At 70.4% G+C, this 14,559-nt stretch carries 16 protein-coding genes; 5 read left to right on the top strand and 11 right to left on the bottom strand.

Annotated elements, in window-relative coordinates:
- Nucleotides 1–197: 197 nt before the first annotated feature.
- Together ACZ4FV_RS29390 and ACZ4FV_RS29385 are read right to left on the bottom strand one after the other, a co-directional pair.
- Nucleotides 198–515, bottom strand: coding sequence for a hypothetical protein (locus tag ACZ4FV_RS29390; protein ID WP_465323666.1), 318 nt, complete (start codon nt 513–515; stop codon nt 198–200).
- A complete protein-coding gene (locus tag ACZ4FV_RS29385) occupies nt 503–778 on the bottom strand; it encodes a hypothetical protein (RefSeq protein WP_395860164.1) in 276 nt (91 codons plus the stop codon). Before ACZ4FV_RS29385 ends, ACZ4FV_RS29390 begins: the two co-directional genes overlap by 13 nt.
- A gap of 288 nt (nt 779–1,066) precedes the next feature.
- Between ACZ4FV_RS29385 and ACZ4FV_RS29380 the strand changes: the two genes are divergently transcribed.
- The gene (locus ACZ4FV_RS29380; RefSeq protein WP_465323665.1) at nt 1,067–2,521 is read left to right on the top strand and encodes a PhoX family protein; all 1,455 of its coding nucleotides are present in this window, start codon (nt 1,067–1,069) and stop codon (nt 2,519–2,521) included.
- Nucleotides 2,522–2,844: 323 nt separating this feature from the next.
- Here the strand turns inward: ACZ4FV_RS29380 and ACZ4FV_RS29375 are convergent, their stop codons facing one another.
- The 4 genes from ACZ4FV_RS29375 to ACZ4FV_RS29360 form a co-directional block, all read right to left on the bottom strand.
- On the bottom strand, nt 2,845–4,095 hold the full coding sequence (locus ACZ4FV_RS29375) for a protein-glutamine glutaminase family protein (RefSeq protein ID WP_465323664.1): 1,251 nt from the start codon (nt 4,093–4,095) through the stop codon (nt 2,845–2,847).
- 196 nt (nt 4,096–4,291) lie between these two features.
- Nucleotides 4,292–4,618, bottom strand: a complete 327-nt coding sequence (locus ACZ4FV_RS29370) for a DUF1330 domain-containing protein (RefSeq protein ID WP_395860170.1) — start codon at nt 4,616–4,618, stop codon at nt 4,292–4,294.
- A 191-nt stretch (nt 4,619–4,809) separates the two neighbouring features.
- Nucleotides 4,810–5,151, bottom strand: a complete 342-nt coding sequence (locus ACZ4FV_RS29365) for a hypothetical protein (RefSeq protein WP_465323663.1) — start codon at nt 5,149–5,151, stop codon at nt 4,810–4,812.
- A gap of 84 nt (nt 5,152–5,235) precedes the next feature.
- Nucleotides 5,236–6,231, bottom strand: coding sequence for an STM4015 family protein (locus ACZ4FV_RS29360; RefSeq protein WP_402233370.1), 996 nt, complete (start codon nt 6,229–6,231; stop codon nt 5,236–5,238).
- Nucleotides 6,232–6,488: 257 nt separating this feature from the next.
- On the opposite strand from ACZ4FV_RS29360, the gene ACZ4FV_RS29355 reads away from it, so the two are divergent.
- The gene (locus ACZ4FV_RS29355; RefSeq protein WP_465323662.1) at nt 6,489–7,175 is read left to right on the top strand and encodes a hypothetical protein; all 687 of its coding nucleotides are present in this window, start codon (nt 6,489–6,491) and stop codon (nt 7,173–7,175) included.
- Between the two features lie 111 nt (nt 7,176–7,286).
- Here ACZ4FV_RS29355 and ACZ4FV_RS29350 read toward each other — a convergent pair whose 3' ends face one another.
- On the bottom strand, nt 7,287–8,138 hold the full coding sequence (locus tag ACZ4FV_RS29350; RefSeq protein WP_395860948.1) for a LysR family transcriptional regulator: 852 nt from the start codon (nt 8,136–8,138) through the stop codon (nt 7,287–7,289).
- A gap of 95 nt (nt 8,139–8,233) precedes the next feature.
- Between ACZ4FV_RS29350 and ACZ4FV_RS29345 the strand changes: the two genes are divergently transcribed.
- Nucleotides 8,234–8,758, top strand: a complete 525-nt coding sequence (locus ACZ4FV_RS29345) for a cupin domain-containing protein (protein ID WP_395860178.1) — start codon at nt 8,234–8,236, stop codon at nt 8,756–8,758.
- A 197-nt stretch (nt 8,759–8,955) separates the two neighbouring features.
- Nucleotides 8,956–9,318, top strand: a complete 363-nt coding sequence (locus ACZ4FV_RS29340; RefSeq protein ID WP_395860180.1) for a DoxX family protein — start codon at nt 8,956–8,958, stop codon at nt 9,316–9,318.
- Between the two features lie 80 nt (nt 9,319–9,398).
- Here the strand turns inward: ACZ4FV_RS29340 and ACZ4FV_RS29335 are convergent, their stop codons facing one another.
- The 4 genes from ACZ4FV_RS29335 to ACZ4FV_RS29320 all read right to left on the bottom strand — a co-directional run bounded on the left by ACZ4FV_RS29335 (nt 9,399) and on the right by ACZ4FV_RS29320 (nt 13,882).
- On the bottom strand, nt 9,399–10,766 hold the full coding sequence (locus tag ACZ4FV_RS29335) for an SMI1/KNR4 family protein (protein ID WP_465323661.1): 1,368 nt from the start codon (nt 10,764–10,766) through the stop codon (nt 9,399–9,401).
- Nucleotides 10,767–10,973: 207 nt separating this feature from the next.
- Nucleotides 10,974–11,993: a CU044_5270 family protein gene (locus ACZ4FV_RS29330; protein ID WP_402233383.1), complete on the bottom strand. Its 1,020-nt coding sequence runs from the start codon at nt 11,991–11,993 to the stop codon at nt 10,974–10,976.
- Nucleotides 11,990–12,604: an RNA polymerase sigma factor gene (locus ACZ4FV_RS29325; protein ID WP_402233778.1), complete on the bottom strand. Its 615-nt coding sequence runs from the start codon at nt 12,602–12,604 to the stop codon at nt 11,990–11,992. The genes ACZ4FV_RS29330 and ACZ4FV_RS29325 overlap by 4 nt, the downstream gene beginning before the upstream one ends.
- A gap of 729 nt (nt 12,605–13,333) precedes the next feature.
- The gene (locus ACZ4FV_RS29320) at nt 13,334–13,882 is read right to left on the bottom strand and encodes a cysteine hydrolase family protein (protein ID WP_395860187.1); all 549 of its coding nucleotides are present in this window, start codon (nt 13,880–13,882) and stop codon (nt 13,334–13,336) included.
- A 162-nt stretch (nt 13,883–14,044) separates the two neighbouring features.
- On the opposite strand from ACZ4FV_RS29320, the gene ACZ4FV_RS29315 reads away from it, so the two are divergent.
- The gene (locus ACZ4FV_RS29315; RefSeq protein WP_395860951.1) at nt 14,045–14,332 is read left to right on the top strand and encodes an elongation factor 1-alpha C-terminal domain-related protein; all 288 of its coding nucleotides are present in this window, start codon (nt 14,045–14,047) and stop codon (nt 14,330–14,332) included.
- Nucleotides 14,333–14,559: the final 227 nt, after the last annotated feature.

The raw sequence follows: 14,559 nt of genomic DNA, 5'->3' as shown, positions 1-14,559 counted from the left end.
GAGCGGCCAGGCGAGGGCCTGCGCCGGAGTGGCCGACGGGTTCGGTCCGTGTGCTCGCGGCGCCGGGTCCGTGTGCTCGCGGCGCCGGCGCCGGGACACAGCGCTGTCGGCTCGTGCGGGTGTGGCGAGGGCCGACCCGGCCGAGACGGTCGCAAGCCATCGAACCCGGCGGGCCGCCTCCCCGGTCCGGGGCCGACTCAGCGCCCCGTACAGGTCGGATCGTCGACGATCACCGCGTTCGCGGGGATGATCACCTCGTCCTCCCCGATCGACACGGACCCCTTCGTCGTCGCGTAGGCACGCTTGCCGGGCCCGACGCACTTGGTCGCGAGATTCCCGAAACCGTCGGGGAAGTTGAACACCTCCGCGGGGCCGTCCTCACCTCGACCGTCGAGCACCGGTCCGTCGGCCTTGCCGCGCTCGTCGTAGTACTCCTGCGAACAACCGGCGACGCCGCCGAGGGCCAGACACATCGCCACGATCAGCGCACACCGCATCGCGTTCAGCCCGCGCACGTGCCGTCGGGGACGATCTGCACATTGGAGGGACCGCTCGCGTTCGTGGTCACGTAGGCGCGAAACCCGTGGCCGACGCACTTGGTCGCGAGATTCCCGAAACCGTCGGGCATGTTGAACACCTGGGCCGGAGTGTCGTCACCGCGCTGGTTCGCCACCGGGGCGTCTCCCGTGCCGCGCTTGTCGTCCTCCTCGGCGCACCCCGACAACAGCAGTACGCCGGCCACCGCGAAAGGCACGACGCCCCATCCGACTCTTCCCATGATTTCCCCCGTCCCCCGCACCGCGCGTCCGAGGGATCAACGTCGCACCCGCACGGCCGGGCCACCACAGGGACTTCCCCACACACACCCGCGCAACGACAGGTGCTCGCGCCCGAGCTTCGGCCGCGGCGGTCGACGTCGTGGGTGGTACCGGGAGTCGACACGGGGTCGGCGGCGCGACGGAAACATCCACGATGCACTGGCGACACCGGCTCTACGCGAGTAGCGTTTCGGCGTTCGGTCGCGCATCCGGCCCGCCTGACGGGCCGTCAAGGAGGTTGTACGCCTGTGGACCGTCGTCGTTTCCTCGCCCGCGGCGCTGTGATCGCGGCCGGTACCGCCGTCGTCGGCGGCCCCTTCCAGGGTCTCGTCGCGGGCGCCGCGCACGCCGCCTCGGGAACCGCCTCGAACGCCGACCGGGGACGCCCCGGCTCCGGCGGATACGGTCCGCTGGGGCCGGTCCCCGACGAACGCGACGGCGCGGTACGGCTGCACCTGCCCGAGGGCTTTCACTACCGCTCCTTCACCCCGGCCGGGTCCCCGCTCACCGACGGCGGCCCGACCCCCGGCAAGCACGACGGCATGGCCGCCTTCCGCGGGCGCCGAGGCACGACCGTCCTCGTCCGCAACCACGAAGTCAACGGGCCGGTGGGCGCGTTCGGCGACGCGGCGCACGCCTACGACCCGGCGACGGGCGGCGGTACCACCACCGTGGTGGTGGACCGGTACGGCACCGTGCAGACGTCGTACGTCAGCCTCAACGGCACCCAGATGAACTGCTCGGGCGGTCCCATGCCGTGGGGGTCGTGGCTCTCCTGCGAGGAGACCGTCAACGGCCCCGATGTCGGCAACGACTTCACCGGCGCCGACAACAAGAAGCTCACGCAAAAGCACGGCTATCTGTTCGAGGTGCCGACCGACGGCGTCTCGACACGGGTGCCGATCCGCAGCGCCGGCCGGTTCGCCCACGAGTCGGCGGCATACGACCCGATCAGCGGCGCCGTGTACCTGACCGAGGACAATTTCGGCTTCGCGTCCGGCTTCTACCGCTACCTGCCGCCCGTCAGCCCCTGGGTCGGCGACCGGTTGCGCGACGGCGGCCGACTCCAGATGCTCGCGGTGCGCGGGCGTCCCGGGATCGACCTGTCGGCGGCGCAGCGTCCCGGCGCGGCGTACGACGTGACCTGGGTCGACATCGACGACCCCGACCCCGCATTCGCCCCGGGCACCACCAACGACCAGGCCATTCAGGCCGTCGGCAACCAGGGTCGGGCCCAGGGCGCGGCGCTCTTCTCGCGCCTCGAAGGCGCGTACCACCAGCGCGGCGTCGTCTATTTCGTGTCCACGCAGGGCGGCGCGACCGCGCCCGGCGAAGCGGCGCCGGACGGCTTCGGCGACGGGCGCGGCCAGGTGTGGGCGTACAACACCGTCACGCGGCGCCTTCGGCTCGTGTACGAATCGCCGTCCGCGACCAGGCTCGACCTCCCGGACAACGTCACCGTCAGCCCGCGCGGCACGCTCGTGCTGTGTGAGGACGGCGACGGGGACAACTTCCTGCGCGGCCTGACCGCGGACGGCCGCATCTTCGACCTGTCGAGGATGGAGCCGGTCACCGGCGACCCGGGCGCCGAGTTCGCGGGCGCGACCTTCGGTCCGGACGGGCACACCTTGTATGTCAACATCCAGTCGAAGCTGGGCATGAGCATCGCCATCTGGGGGCCCTGGCACCGGGGAGGCTTCTGAATCGCGAGAAGTCGAGCGGTTCGGCGGGGTTTTTGTCGGCGTGGCCCGCGACGCGGGGCGGCGGGGCGATCGGGATTGCCGCCGCCCCGCGCCCGCCCCACGAGGTGTTGCGCGGTCCTCGGGAGCGGGTCGGGTACCGGTGTTGCCCGTCTTCCCCAGCGCCCGCTCGTCGAATTCCACGACAGGGTCGTCGCGTTCGTGGGCGCCGGGGAATGACGGGACCGACACCCGAACGCGAAGCCGACCGTGCGGCGTTGATGTCCGGATCTCGCGGGATGCGGTGCGGCGACGCGGTGGGTTCTCCAATCCCTGTGCTGTGGGCGTCAAGCCCGGCGGCAGGCCGCGATCTTCGCAAGGATGGTGCCGCCGATCGGGGACAACATCTCCGGATCGAGGTCGGTTGTCGTGGAGGCGGGCGCTCCCAGGAATTCCCACGGGGCGGTCTGTTCGAAGACGTCGGCAGGCGGCCTCTTGCCCTTGGCCGCAACGACCCACGCGTCCGCGGCCATGGGCGTCGTCGGGCCGAGCAGCGGATCGATGACGAACGTACCCTCGGTACAGACGAGTTGCGGAGCCACGTGGTGCTTCCAGTTGTACGGCGGGTGCATGGTGCCGCCGGGCGCCACCACCCACCGCTTGCTCAGGTGCAACCGGGTCCAGTGCGGGTGCGTGCTCTCGATCCATTCACAGACGGCGTGCGCGAGGAACTCGCAACCGTCTTGCGACTGGCCCTTGGGCACGATCAACGCATCGGTGAGTTGCGTCCATACGCCGATCAGTTCGGCCGCACTCGGAGGCGGCTCGGCCGGCGACGCCAGATCGGCCTCCCGTTGATCACACATCACGATCAACTCGGGAACCAGATCGGCCTGCGTCGCGAGCCACGACCGAACCCGTCCGACACACCCGACACTCCTGGCCAAGGACAGGTTGGCGCACAGGCCGAGCGCGGACTGACGAAATATCAGGGCTCCCATATCCGGGGTCAGTCCGCCGAGGTTGTCATAGCGTTCCTCGATGGCGGCGGTGATCCGGTCGAGGGGCATGCCGGCGATCGAGGTTCGGCTCAGCTCTTCGAACTGCGCCGGCCCCTGCTCCTCATCGGATTCCTGGTCGACCCCGGTCCGTGTACCGGGGACCATCGACACCTTCGGCTCGGCCACGGCACCCGGACCACGGGGTTTGGCCGCGGCTGCGGCCTCCGCTTCGGCCTTGCGCCTCGCGCGCTCTTCCTCGGCCTTCTCGGCAGCGAGAAAGCCGGGGGCCCGTTGGAAGCGGTACGGCTGCGGCGCCGGCTGGGTTTCCGGCGTCGCGCCCGTCTGTCCGGTCTCCGGCGCGGGCGAGGTCGCCGGCACCGCCGTGTCGGTGTGCGCCGGTGTGTCGGCCGCTGCGGTCCCCGGCCCTGCCCCGGGCACGTGCGCCTGCTCGGGCACGATCACCGGTGCGTCCCCGACGGGTTCGGTGTCCGGCGCGGGATACGTGAGCTTCGCACGCTTGGTGTCGTCGTCCGGCCCCCGCTCGATCGGCTCCACGCCCTGGCTGCTCGGATTCTTGAGATCGCGATCGCGTTTCATGGATCCTCCCCTGGGAAGTCCCTCCACCCCGCAGCCCAGCCTACGGACCGAAATGCCCGCCGACGCGACAATCGCGATTTCGTGCGCGCCGCACATTCGGAACCAACTCGCTTGGAGTGCGAGACAGTTCGGAGCGGCACGGCTGCGTTCGGCCGACCCGGGTGGTGCGATGCCCCGGACATTCGACCTGCGCGAGCTACTTGCCCGCAACCATGTCCGCCGCGCGGTAGCCCGGTCCGACTCCCTCGACGATAGCCGCGCCGCCGTCCGAGTTGTTGATGCGGAAGTCGACGATCTCCTGGTAGCCGGCGGAGTGGTACCAGGCCTTGGCAGCTTCGGCGGAGGGGAACTCGATGAGGACCAACACGCCCTCGAACGAGCCGTCCATCACCTCGGGCACCTTGTTGTGCACGATGAACCGACCACCATGTGCGTCCAGGGTGGCGTCGATCTTCTCGACGTACTCGACGATCTCGGCGTTGAAGTCGACGGAGCGCAGGTGCGCGAACGCGTACGCGGTCATGAGGGCCTCCTCGGCCTTGTGTCGGCGGTGGGTTTCCTTACGGGTCGAAACGTTACGTGCCGACGGCGTACGCGGAATCTGTCACGTATAGGTATCGCTCTCGCCCGCTCCCCGCTCCGCATCGGCATGATCCGGCTCCGCCGACCGGCGCTGTGCTGCGGATCGATGCCGTGTGGCGGATCGAGACGACCTCATTCGGAGACCTCGACGTATCTCTTGCCGCCCCAGTCGTTCCGGGTGTCGGAGAGGTCCACGTCGACCCCCGCCAAGGCACTGCGCAGGCGCGATTGCGTTGCCTCGTCGAGGAAGTGGTGGCGTGCGTCGAGCCGGTCGAGGTGGGTGAGCGGCTGCCCGGCCATCAGCACCTCGGCGCCCGCGTTGCTCAACGTCCGCATGGAGAGGTCGAGTTCCTTGAGCCGCGCGACGATGGGGGCGCTCGCGAGGGCTGTTGCGATCTCGTCGGAGATCTCGCTGTCCATGAGGCCGAGGTGGTTGAGGGCGGGCAGCCCGGGATGCTCATGCCGGTTGCTCACCTGAGTAGGTCGGGCCGTGCCTGGGGGGCGCGGGGCATCGGGCTGGGAAGGGGCTGGGGAAGCGGGCCGGGGAAGCGGCGAGTACTACTCGGCCACCTCGACGTAACGTCCGGTCTCGCCGTCCGCCGATTCGTACGGTTCCTCTTCCTCGTCGAGATCGAGGCGGACCCCGGGCAGTGAGTCGCGCAGGCGCTGTTGCAGGGACTCGCTGATGAAGTGGTGACGCAGATTGAGGTGTGTGAGGTGGGCGTCCGGCAGCCCGACCAGCAGTGCTGCGGCACCCTCGTCGCCCAACGTGCCCATGGACAGGTCGAGTTCGGTAAGCCGGTCGAGGATGGGAGCCACCGCGACGGCAGCCGCGATCTCGTCCTGGATCTCGCTGTTCATCAGGCCCAGCCGGGTCAGCATCGGCAGACCCTCGCCGTTCAGGATGCCGGCGAGGTCTTCGATCGTGCTGTCGCCGTAGTAGCGCTCGACACCGAGCCACATGTCCAGTGCTCGGAGGGTCGGGAAGAGCGATGCGCCGACCGCGCGGACGAACTCGGCGGGCAGCCCCGCCGACAGGAACTCCAGGACACGCAGAGCGTCGTGACCGACGGGGTCCAGGTGCAGATCCTCGCCGCCGGCGACGATGAGTGTCTCCAGCGCCGGGAACGCGGTCAGGAGGGGCGTGATGTCGCTCTGCTGAATCCAGGAGAGCTCGTTCTCCTCGGCCACGATGTCGCCCAGGCACAGGTGCCGCAGCGCCGGAAGCCGATCCGCAGCCGCGGCAAGCAGTTCGATGGGCACGGCGGCCGACTCGTTGTGGTCACCCCACAGACCGATCACGATCGCGGAGACCTCGGTGGTGTCCACGGTTTCCAGGAAGCGCGCGAAGAGATCGGGAAAGGATTCGGTGATGCTGTGGCCGCGGTAGCTGTTGCCGACGCGCAGTGCCCACGCGGCGTCCCCGGCCCGAGGCCGCGGGTCCGGCGGCGTGGAGGGCGCGCTGTTCGCCTCCGTGGTCGTGGGACGCGGGATCTCGTGCAGTTCGGCGACGGGCAGCCCGCCGAATCGTTTCCGGTGGCCGTTCAAGGTCATGGTGGTGGTTCGTTCCTTCGCGGCGTCGGGAGCGCGGTGGGTACGGTGGCACGCGTGGATCGGTCGACTCACGGACGAGTCCTGCCTACCAGAGCACACCGACGCACGCGGCGCAGGGCGGTTCGCGCTTCCTCCGACGAAGTCGTCGTGTTCATGTCCTCGTTCCGTTCGTCGCGTGATCCGAGGGATCTCCACTCCCGCGTCGGGACTCCGTTCCCGCACCCTGAACAAGAGGGAGACCGACCACGGGAGGTGCGATGATCAGGCACGGGCGAGGCGACGCCGGGCAGGTATTCCTCGTGGGCCTGGCCTCCGTCGGGTTGGCATCGGCGACGGTCGGCATCGCGGTTGCCGCCGCGTTCCTCAACGCCTACGGACCCGCCACGTGGTGGCGGTCGGTGTGCGTCGTGGTGTTGGCGCTCGCCTCGATGGCGATGGTTCTCGCCACCACCACCGTGGTGTGGTCGTGTCCGTCGGGCGGCGCCGTCGTCGGTGGACTCGTCGTCTTCTTCGCCATGTTCGTCACGATCCAGCATGCGTCCAACGCGGTCGGCGACACCGCGCTGGCCAAGCGCGGCGTCTCCACGACCTGCCTGGTCCTCGACGTGCGCGCCCGGACCGAGACATCCACTTCCACCGACGCCAACGGCCACACCACGACCACGACGCGCACGTACAACGACCACCGACTGAACTGCCCCGAGGGCGGTCCGACCGACATGACCACGAGCCGCGCCGCCGCGAAGAAGGGCCAGTCGCTGCGTATCCGCTACGACCCGAAGGGCCGACTGGACACCGTGCCCGAGCGTGGAGTCGCCCGACCGGGCGCTTCGCTGCGGAAGGCCGAACGGTCCTTCACCGTGGTGGTGTTCGCGGCCCTGCTCATCCCTCAGATCGGCGCCCGGCACACCCGACCACGCCGCCCCTCCCCCCACTCGCAGTAACCCGGGCACCGGCTGCGACGGATCTCGACTACCGAAACCTGACGGACGGTCGGGTACCGGTCCGCGCGCGGCCGGACCGTCGGGTGCTCGGGTGCTCGGGTGCTCGGGTGTTCAGGGGCGGTACGCGGTCGTTGCGATTTCGACGAACGAGCGGATCAATGGATTGTTGTCGCCGGCGTTCCACACCGAGACCACTCGACTCGGTGCCATGTCGGCCAGCGGAACCACGGTCAGGTTCTCGGGCAGCAGGTTCTCCGGCAGGCCGTGTCCGAGCGGAGCCAGGCCGACCGTGCCGTTCCAGAGCACGGCCTGCAGGCATTCCTGGACGACGTGCACCACCGGGCCCTCGCGCGGCTCGCCGCCGTTCCAGTACGACTGCCAGATCGGGTCGGTTCCCCGCGGGAACTGGAACCAGCGGCGGTCGGCCAGATCGGCCAGGTCCAAGTGGTCGCGGCGGGCCAGCGGATCGTCGACGCGCAATACCGCACCGACCGGATCGGCGCGCAGTTCGCGCACCGTCAGGGCGGTCTCGTCGAACGGTGCACGCGTCAGGGCGACGTCGACCAGCCCGGCGCGCAGCCCACAGGTCGGGTCGGTCAGGTCCGCGTCGCGGATGCGGATGTCGACGCCGGGGTGGCTGCGGCGGAAGGCGGCGGCCAGCCTGGTGATGCCGGGATCGGTACTGTCGCCCAGGATGCCCACGGTGATGCCGGCCAGGCCGGCCGCCGCGGCCACGCGCGCGCGGAGGAGGTCGGCTTGGTCGAGCAGCGCACGCGCCTCGTCGAGCAGTATCGCCCCCACCGGAGTGAGCGTGACGCCGCCGGGCGAGCGGACGAACAGCACGGCACCGACCTCCGCCTCCAACTGCTTGATCGCCCGGCTCAGCGGCGGCTGGCTCATGTGCAGCCGGGCGGCGGCCCGGCCGAAGTGGAGTTCCTCGGCGACCGCCACGAAATAGCGCAGGGTACGTAGCTCCACGCTGCAACGATACCCGCGCGGTATCGGCGTGCCGGAATCGGTCTTGGACAGCGGCCGAGCCCCGGCGGTGCACTTGGAGCATGCCCGACAAGAGCACATCCGAGAGCGCACCCGATGAAGCGACAACCGGTGAATCGCCGGCCCTCCACCCCGGCGTATCGGTGGTCGGCCCCGACGACGGTGAGGTGATCGTCTTGGCCACCACGCGCATGCGAGTCCTCGAGGACGGCAGCCACACCGAGCACCGTCTCGGAGTCACCGAGTCCATCCTCGCCCCGCACACCTCCGGGCCGCCGCAACACCGCCATGCCCGGCACGACGAGGGTTTCTACATCGTCTCCGGCACGCTGCGGTTCACCATCGGGGACAGGGAGCACGACGCGACCGCGGGCACACTCGTGATGGTCCCGCGCGGAGCCCCGCACACCTTCGCCAACCGGAGCGACCAACCCGCCGTGATGCTCAGCATGTTCACCCCCGACCTCTACGTGCAGTACTTCCGAGACCTCCAAGGCATGACCGCGGACGGCCGACCGCCGACACCACGGGCCGGCCTCCACACGATGAGCCGCTACGCCACCGAGCCCGCCACCGACTTCGCCTGAAGCCTGCGGCGCCCGGCACCGCAGGGCTGCCCGGCGCCGCCCGGCCGCCCCGCACCCGGCAGCGTGCGGCACGACCCGGGCGCTGCCACCCCTCGGCCACCCTCGGCGTCCGGGTCACTCACACACGCCTATTGACACCTTCCGGGTCACCCCGGAACCGGCGGGTCATCCACGCTTGGTGACGCCGAACGGAGAGCATGAACATCGCCTATTGGATCGTTGCCGGACTGCTCGCCTCCTTCTACCTCTACGCGGGAGGGCTCAAGGTGGTCCGCAGCCCCGATCTGCTCCGGCCGATGATGGCTTGGGTGGACCGCATACCGCTGCCCGCCGTCAGGGCGCTGGGAACGGTCGAAGTGCTGGGCGCCGTCGGCCTGCTCCTGCCGCCGGCGACCGGCGTCGCCCTCTGGATGGCCCCGGCCGCGGCCATCGGGTTCACCCTGCTGCAGATCGGTGCGATCGCCGTCCACCTGACCGGCGAAGACCGCCGAGTCACGCTCAACATCGGGCTGATCACCGCTGGTGCGGCGACCATCTGGCTTGCCACCGCTTGGCTGTGATCGAGCAGAGCCCTCGACCGGTGGATGCGACCACCGAGAGCACGACCCGCCGGGTCCGACCGCCGGCCGGCCCGCGGCCTTCACGCCCTCCCGACCCGGCGCACGCCGGAGCCCGCACCACGAGGCATGGCCAGGATTTCGCGGCCGCGGGCCCCGGTGATCATCTCGGCCAGGACAGGTGCGGCGAACAGGGATATCGGGGCGATGTGGTCCTCGCACACCGGCCTCCACAGGCGCAGCGCCGCCCGGAGTTCGGGCCAGGCTTCGTCGCGCAGGGCCGCGCGGGCCGCCCGCGCCTTCATGGGATCGGCCCATGGGTCGACTTCGGGCGCCGGGTCGCCGCTCGCGTACGCAGTGATGACGATGGGGCCCGTACGCGGCGTCGGCTCGACAGGAACCTGGAAGGCCGGGTGTGCGGCAAGGAAGTCGGCGACGGCGTGCACGGCCGCGTCGAACTCGGGGCCGCCGCCGAAGGTGAGCCGGAAGCCCGGTGCATCGGCACGGGCCTCGTAGTCGGCGATGAGCTCCCGTATCGGTTCGGGCGCGTACTCCTTGAGCCGCGGCAGGGGCCGCAGGTCGTGAGCGTGGGCGAGCCGGTCGTGCCGGACCAGCAGCGGCAGGAGTTCCGCAGCGAACAGCGGGCCGGCAAGGAGATCGTCCTTGCTCGGGCCGTACCACAGCAGGCCGGCGAGGTGCCTGCGCCAATCGCCGAGCATCGCCTCCATCTGCGTGCTCAGCACATCGGCGCGCTCGCGTCCGTACTCGCGCGCCTGGGCGAACACCGCGAACGGCCCGCTCACCGCCCCGGCGAGCGCCTCACGGCGAGCCCGCTCGACCTCCGCGTCCCAGTGGTCCCGAGTGGCACCCGGCGGCTTGCGCAGGGCGTGGAAGGACACCCACTGCCGGTGCATGAGGTCGTGGAACGATTCGTACCGCTGGGGCCCTTCGCCGGACCAGGAGGCGAGCCAGTACCCCGCCCACTCGCCGTCCCCGTCCACGTCGTCCGGGTCGAGCAGCATGATCGCGGCGTCACCATCGAGGGACAGACGCAGCGAACGCGCGAGGACCTTCGCCTCCTGGACGCCGAACGCCTCCTCGTCGTCCTCGTCCTCGTCTTCCGCGAGTTCTTCCCAGACGTCGATCCAGCTACGGTCGTCGGTGTCCCTCAGCCATTCCAGTTCCGCGCTGCCCGCCAGCCGGTAGATGAAGTTCCCCGCATCCCGCCACCCGTCGGTGACGAGCAGGAACTCCCGTAGCGAAGGCGGTAGTCGGCGCCCGAGTCGGGCCTCGGCCTCGGCGACCTCGGCCTCGCTCGCCGGCGCGAACCCGAGCCAGGTGTCCCTTACCACTTCCTCCGCGAGCGGCCCGTCGCGCTCCGGATCGTGCCCCGCGACCCACTCCTCGCTCCACTGGTCCAAGAACGGCCGCCAGACCGTACGTTCACCCATCGTCCCCGCCCTCGCTGTCGACCGTCCGACAGCACCCCACCACAGGGGTGCGACAACGGCCCGCGCTCTCGGCCCGGGGCCCGCACGAAGCGGGCCCCGGAACCGTTCGGCGGCGCCCGGGCCTTGCGTCACGTCACCACCGGGGATGTTCGCGTCGACCATCCGCCGCCGGCTCCGCCGGTCCTCGGGACTCGCGTCGGGTGTCGATCAGGGCAGCATGCCTGGCCTGTCGACCACCGCGGTCTCCAATACCGCCGAGGTGTCGAGCACCTGCCCCGCCTCGATGCTGTCGGTCGCCTTCGTCGCGACACGGCGCGAACCGATGTACCGCAACGTGTCCTTGTCGAAGATCAGTTCGTCGCGGACACCGGGATTGTAGGAGTCGTATCGCACGATCGCGACGCCGTGTCGATCGGCGGCGGTGACGGCGTCCGGTACGACGAGCACGCCCGGGATCCTGGCGGCGGCCCGGTAGAGCGCGGCCCCCACCCTCGGCGGCATCAGGGATTCGCGGAGCAGGTCGCTCACCAGGACGAAGGCGTCCTGGTCCGGGTTCCGGTCGTCCGCCTCCTTGTCGCCTTGGGCCCGCAGCCAGCGGTACATCGCGTCCGGGTCGGTCGGCAGGGTCGAAAGGTGCCGGTAGTTGGTGGTCGACTCGTAGCCGAGTTCGCCGGGACGCGCCTCGGCCTCGAGCGGCTCCCCGTCGGCAAGGTGCGATTGACCCGGCTCTCGGACCAGTCCCGGGCGGGAGCCGTCCACGGCCCTCCATACCTCGCGCAGGTGCAAGGGGGTCATGGTGGTGGGGATGCCTTCGCCGACCGTCGCCGAGGCGACCCGGCTGCGCACGTAGACGTACTGGTCGTCCCGAATGCCCTCCGCCGCGTGCGACTCGGCCGCGACCATCGCGATGCGGTTGAGCAGGTCGGCGGCACCACCGGTGGTGTCGCCGTTGACCCGCGGGGCGAAGGCGGACGTCGCCGGCCCGGCCCGACCGATCGTCCTGCCGGGATTGTCCGTACCGTTCACGCTGACGCCCGCGAGGACCGCGAGGGCCAGGGCACCGGCCGCCGCCGGTCCGACGATGACGGGTCGCAGCCACGGGGTGCGTCGGGAAGGACTCCCGGTCGGAGCGTGGTCGTGCCGAATCTCGCGCATCAGATGCTCCTTGATCTGCTGATGGCGACCCGGCGGAAGGTCCTTCTCGGGGAGCGACGTCGTGGCGTTCATTCGTTTCCTTCCTGAATGGGCCTGCTCGCGCATGTGTGGGCACCTCTCACCTGTCCCGAGCGGCGAAGCGGTTCCCGTTTCTCCGCCGCGGCGGCGAGTTTGCGCCGGGCGCGGGAGAGCCGCGAGCGCACCGTGCCCACCGGAATGCCCAGCGTCCGGGCCGCCGTCGCGTAGTCGCAACCCGACCACACGCACAGCGCCAACACCTCCCGTTCGGTGCGGCGCAGCGTGTCCAGCGCGAGCCGTACCGCGTCCAGCAGTTCGGTGTCGTCGATCCGGCCCACGACCTCGTCGGAGAAGTCCGGCAGGACACCGCCCGGTGGCAACCGCGACATCGCGGCAGCGTGACGTCGGGCCGCGCGCCTGATGTTCCGCACGGTGTTGGTGGCGATCCCCAGCAGCCACGGCCGCAACGATCCGCCCTCGGTGTCCAACCGGCCACGCAGCCGCCACGCCTCGAAGAAGGTCAGGGACACGACGTCCTCGGCCGTCGACCAGTCCCCCGTCAATCGGAAGGCGTGGTTGTAGACGGACCGTGCGTACTGATCGAACAACTCCGCGAAAGCGTCGTCGTCCCCGTCGCGAATACGCGCGCGCAGTTTCGTCGTCATGTCCTTGGACCTGTCCGGCGGCATCGGCGGGTTCCTGTGACCGGCGCCACACACGATGCGACGCCGCGCAGGAACCGGGCCGCCGACGCGCGCCTGCGCGGGCGTCCTTGATCGGCACTGAAGCCGGTCGGGGCCACATCGTTCGCAAACGGCGTGGTACTTCTGCGCTACGAGATCGTGAAATAGCCGGATGGTCCGCAATCACGAAATATCGGCCACCGGCGAGGCCGCCCGCCTTGAACCACCGGGCTCCTCGCCATCCGGAGCCGGGACCCCGACGCGATCAGGGCCTCACCGCCGCTCCCGCCACGCACGGCTGTCACTCCCGCCACGCACGGTGGCACGCAAACCCTGACCGACCCACGCCCACCGCCGTGGATCGCGTACAGCCGCGAACCTCGGCGCACGGTTCGCGGCACGACGGTCACGTCGGGGCCGTGCCGTACATCATGCCGCTGCTCGGCACCAAGCACGACGCGGACTTCGTGGGCTCGATGCAGCAGTCACTACGGCATCAACGTCCCCCTCAACGAGGCACTCGCCGCCGCGGGCAACACCGGCCCGGCCAAGACCCGCGCCGTCCTCTCCACCGCCGCCGCGATGGCCGAGGCCATCCGCCGGCACCGCCGCAACCACGCCTGAAGGGTGGGGAGCGCAGAATCCACCGACCTCCGTCTCCCGGCGATCCGCAGCCCGGGAGCGGAGATCACCCGGTGCGGCGTGGCGGCGCTACTTTCCGGGCCAGTCGGCGCAGGGTACGACCTCGAATCCCCGGCTCGGGAAGACCGCGTCCATGAAGAAGTCGTGTATCGCCGCGTCACCGTCGGCGCAGCCGTCGCGGAGCACGGTCACTCCGTAGCCACGGTCCGCCGCGTCGTAGCACGTCGCGGCCACCATCGCGCTGGTCGCGACTCCGGCGATCGCGAGAGTGTCGACCCCCCTCGCGCGAAGCACCAGGTCGAGATCCGTACCGGCGAACGCGCTTGCGCGGCGTTTCACCACGACGACGTCCTCGTCGACCACCGGCAGCGCGATCTCGGTTCCGGCCGATCCCTCATGGAAGGTGTCCCCGGCTTCGTGGAACGTCCTGAACAGCTCGTTGCCCGGCGGCAGATCGGCCCCATTGCCCCGAACGGCGAAGTGCACGAACACCACGAGAGCACCGCTCTCGCGGGCACGGGGAAGCAGTTCGGTGAGCGTCGGCACGACACGCCCAGCGAACGGGTATCCGCTCGTGATGCCCTGCTGGATATCGCCGATGATCAGTGCGGAGGTCACGACAGCCCCACATCCAGTCTTGTATCCAACACCCGTGGCCGGCACGACAACCGCTCCGACCGCCACGATCATACGATCACCGACAGCCGGTAGCCGAGGCCGCCCTCCCGGCGAGCCCGAGGACGACGCTCGTCGCCCCGATGCCCCGACCCGCCCCCACCCATCGCCGGCGCACGTCCCAACGCGCCTACGCCATCGGGCCTTTCCGTCGAAGCTCGTGACCGTTCCGAGGTCGCCGAACGGCGCCATCGCCTCGACGTGAACACCGGACACCGCGAACCCGATGCCATGGCCCTCGCGCTCAACGAGATCGGCCGCGTCACCCCGCGCACCACCGCCCCGCTCGTCCACGACACCTACCGCCGCAACCGCGCGACCGGCAGCTTCATCCTCGTCGACGAGGCAACCGACAACACCGTCGCCGCCGGAATCCTCCCGGACGACGCGTGAACCGACACCGACCAACGCGGCGCCGTCACCCGACGTCCGCCGGCACACCGAAACACGCAGTGCGCGGCCGGCCCCCGACGACCCGGCAGCACGGCCCGCCGGGATTCGTGCGGCGGCTTCCATTGCACGGCGGCCCACATCCTCCGGCGATCGCCACTGAGCCAACCGGCCGCAAGGGACCCGGCTGCCGCGACGCGCCGGCTTCGGGAGTTCCGCGCCACACGACC

The sequence above is a fragment of the Embleya sp. NPDC025285 genome, from assembly GCF_055558835.1.
Note: the sequence above shows the minus strand (reverse complement) of the source record. Positions and strands in the feature narration are given on the sequence as shown.

What these genes read in the sequence shown, in the direction of transcription:
- ACZ4FV_RS29385 (WP_395860164.1), bottom strand. Translation starts at nt 778, where the DNA reads ATGGGAAGAGTCGGATGGGGCGTCGTGCCTTTCGCGGTGGCCGGCGTA.
- ACZ4FV_RS29375 (WP_465323664.1), bottom strand. Translation starts at nt 4,095, where the DNA reads ATGAAACGCGATCGCGATCTCAAGAATCCGAGCAGCCAGGGCGTGGAG.
- ACZ4FV_RS29370 (WP_395860170.1), bottom strand. Translation starts at nt 4,618, where the DNA reads ATGACCGCGTACGCGTTCGCGCACCTGCGCTCCGTCGACTTCAACGCC.
- ACZ4FV_RS29360 (WP_402233370.1), bottom strand. Translation starts at nt 6,231, where the DNA reads ATGACCTTGAACGGCCACCGGAAACGATTCGGCGGGCTGCCCGTCGCC.
- ACZ4FV_RS29355 (WP_465323662.1), top strand. Translation starts at nt 6,489, where the DNA reads ATGATCAGGCACGGGCGAGGCGACGCCGGGCAGGTATTCCTCGTGGGC.
- ACZ4FV_RS29345 (WP_395860178.1), top strand. Translation starts at nt 8,234, where the DNA reads ATGCCCGACAAGAGCACATCCGAGAGCGCACCCGATGAAGCGACAACC.
- ACZ4FV_RS29340 (WP_395860180.1), top strand. Translation starts at nt 8,956, where the DNA reads ATGAACATCGCCTATTGGATCGTTGCCGGACTGCTCGCCTCCTTCTAC.
- ACZ4FV_RS29335 (WP_465323661.1), bottom strand. Translation starts at nt 10,766, where the DNA reads ATGGGTGAACGTACGGTCTGGCGGCCGTTCTTGGACCAGTGGAGCGAG.
- ACZ4FV_RS29330 (WP_402233383.1), bottom strand. Translation starts at nt 11,993, where the DNA reads ATGAACGCCACGACGTCGCTCCCCGAGAAGGACCTTCCGCCGGGTCGC.
- ACZ4FV_RS29325 (WP_402233778.1), bottom strand. Translation starts at nt 12,604, where the DNA reads ATGACGACGAAACTGCGCGCGCGTATTCGCGACGGGGACGACGACGCT.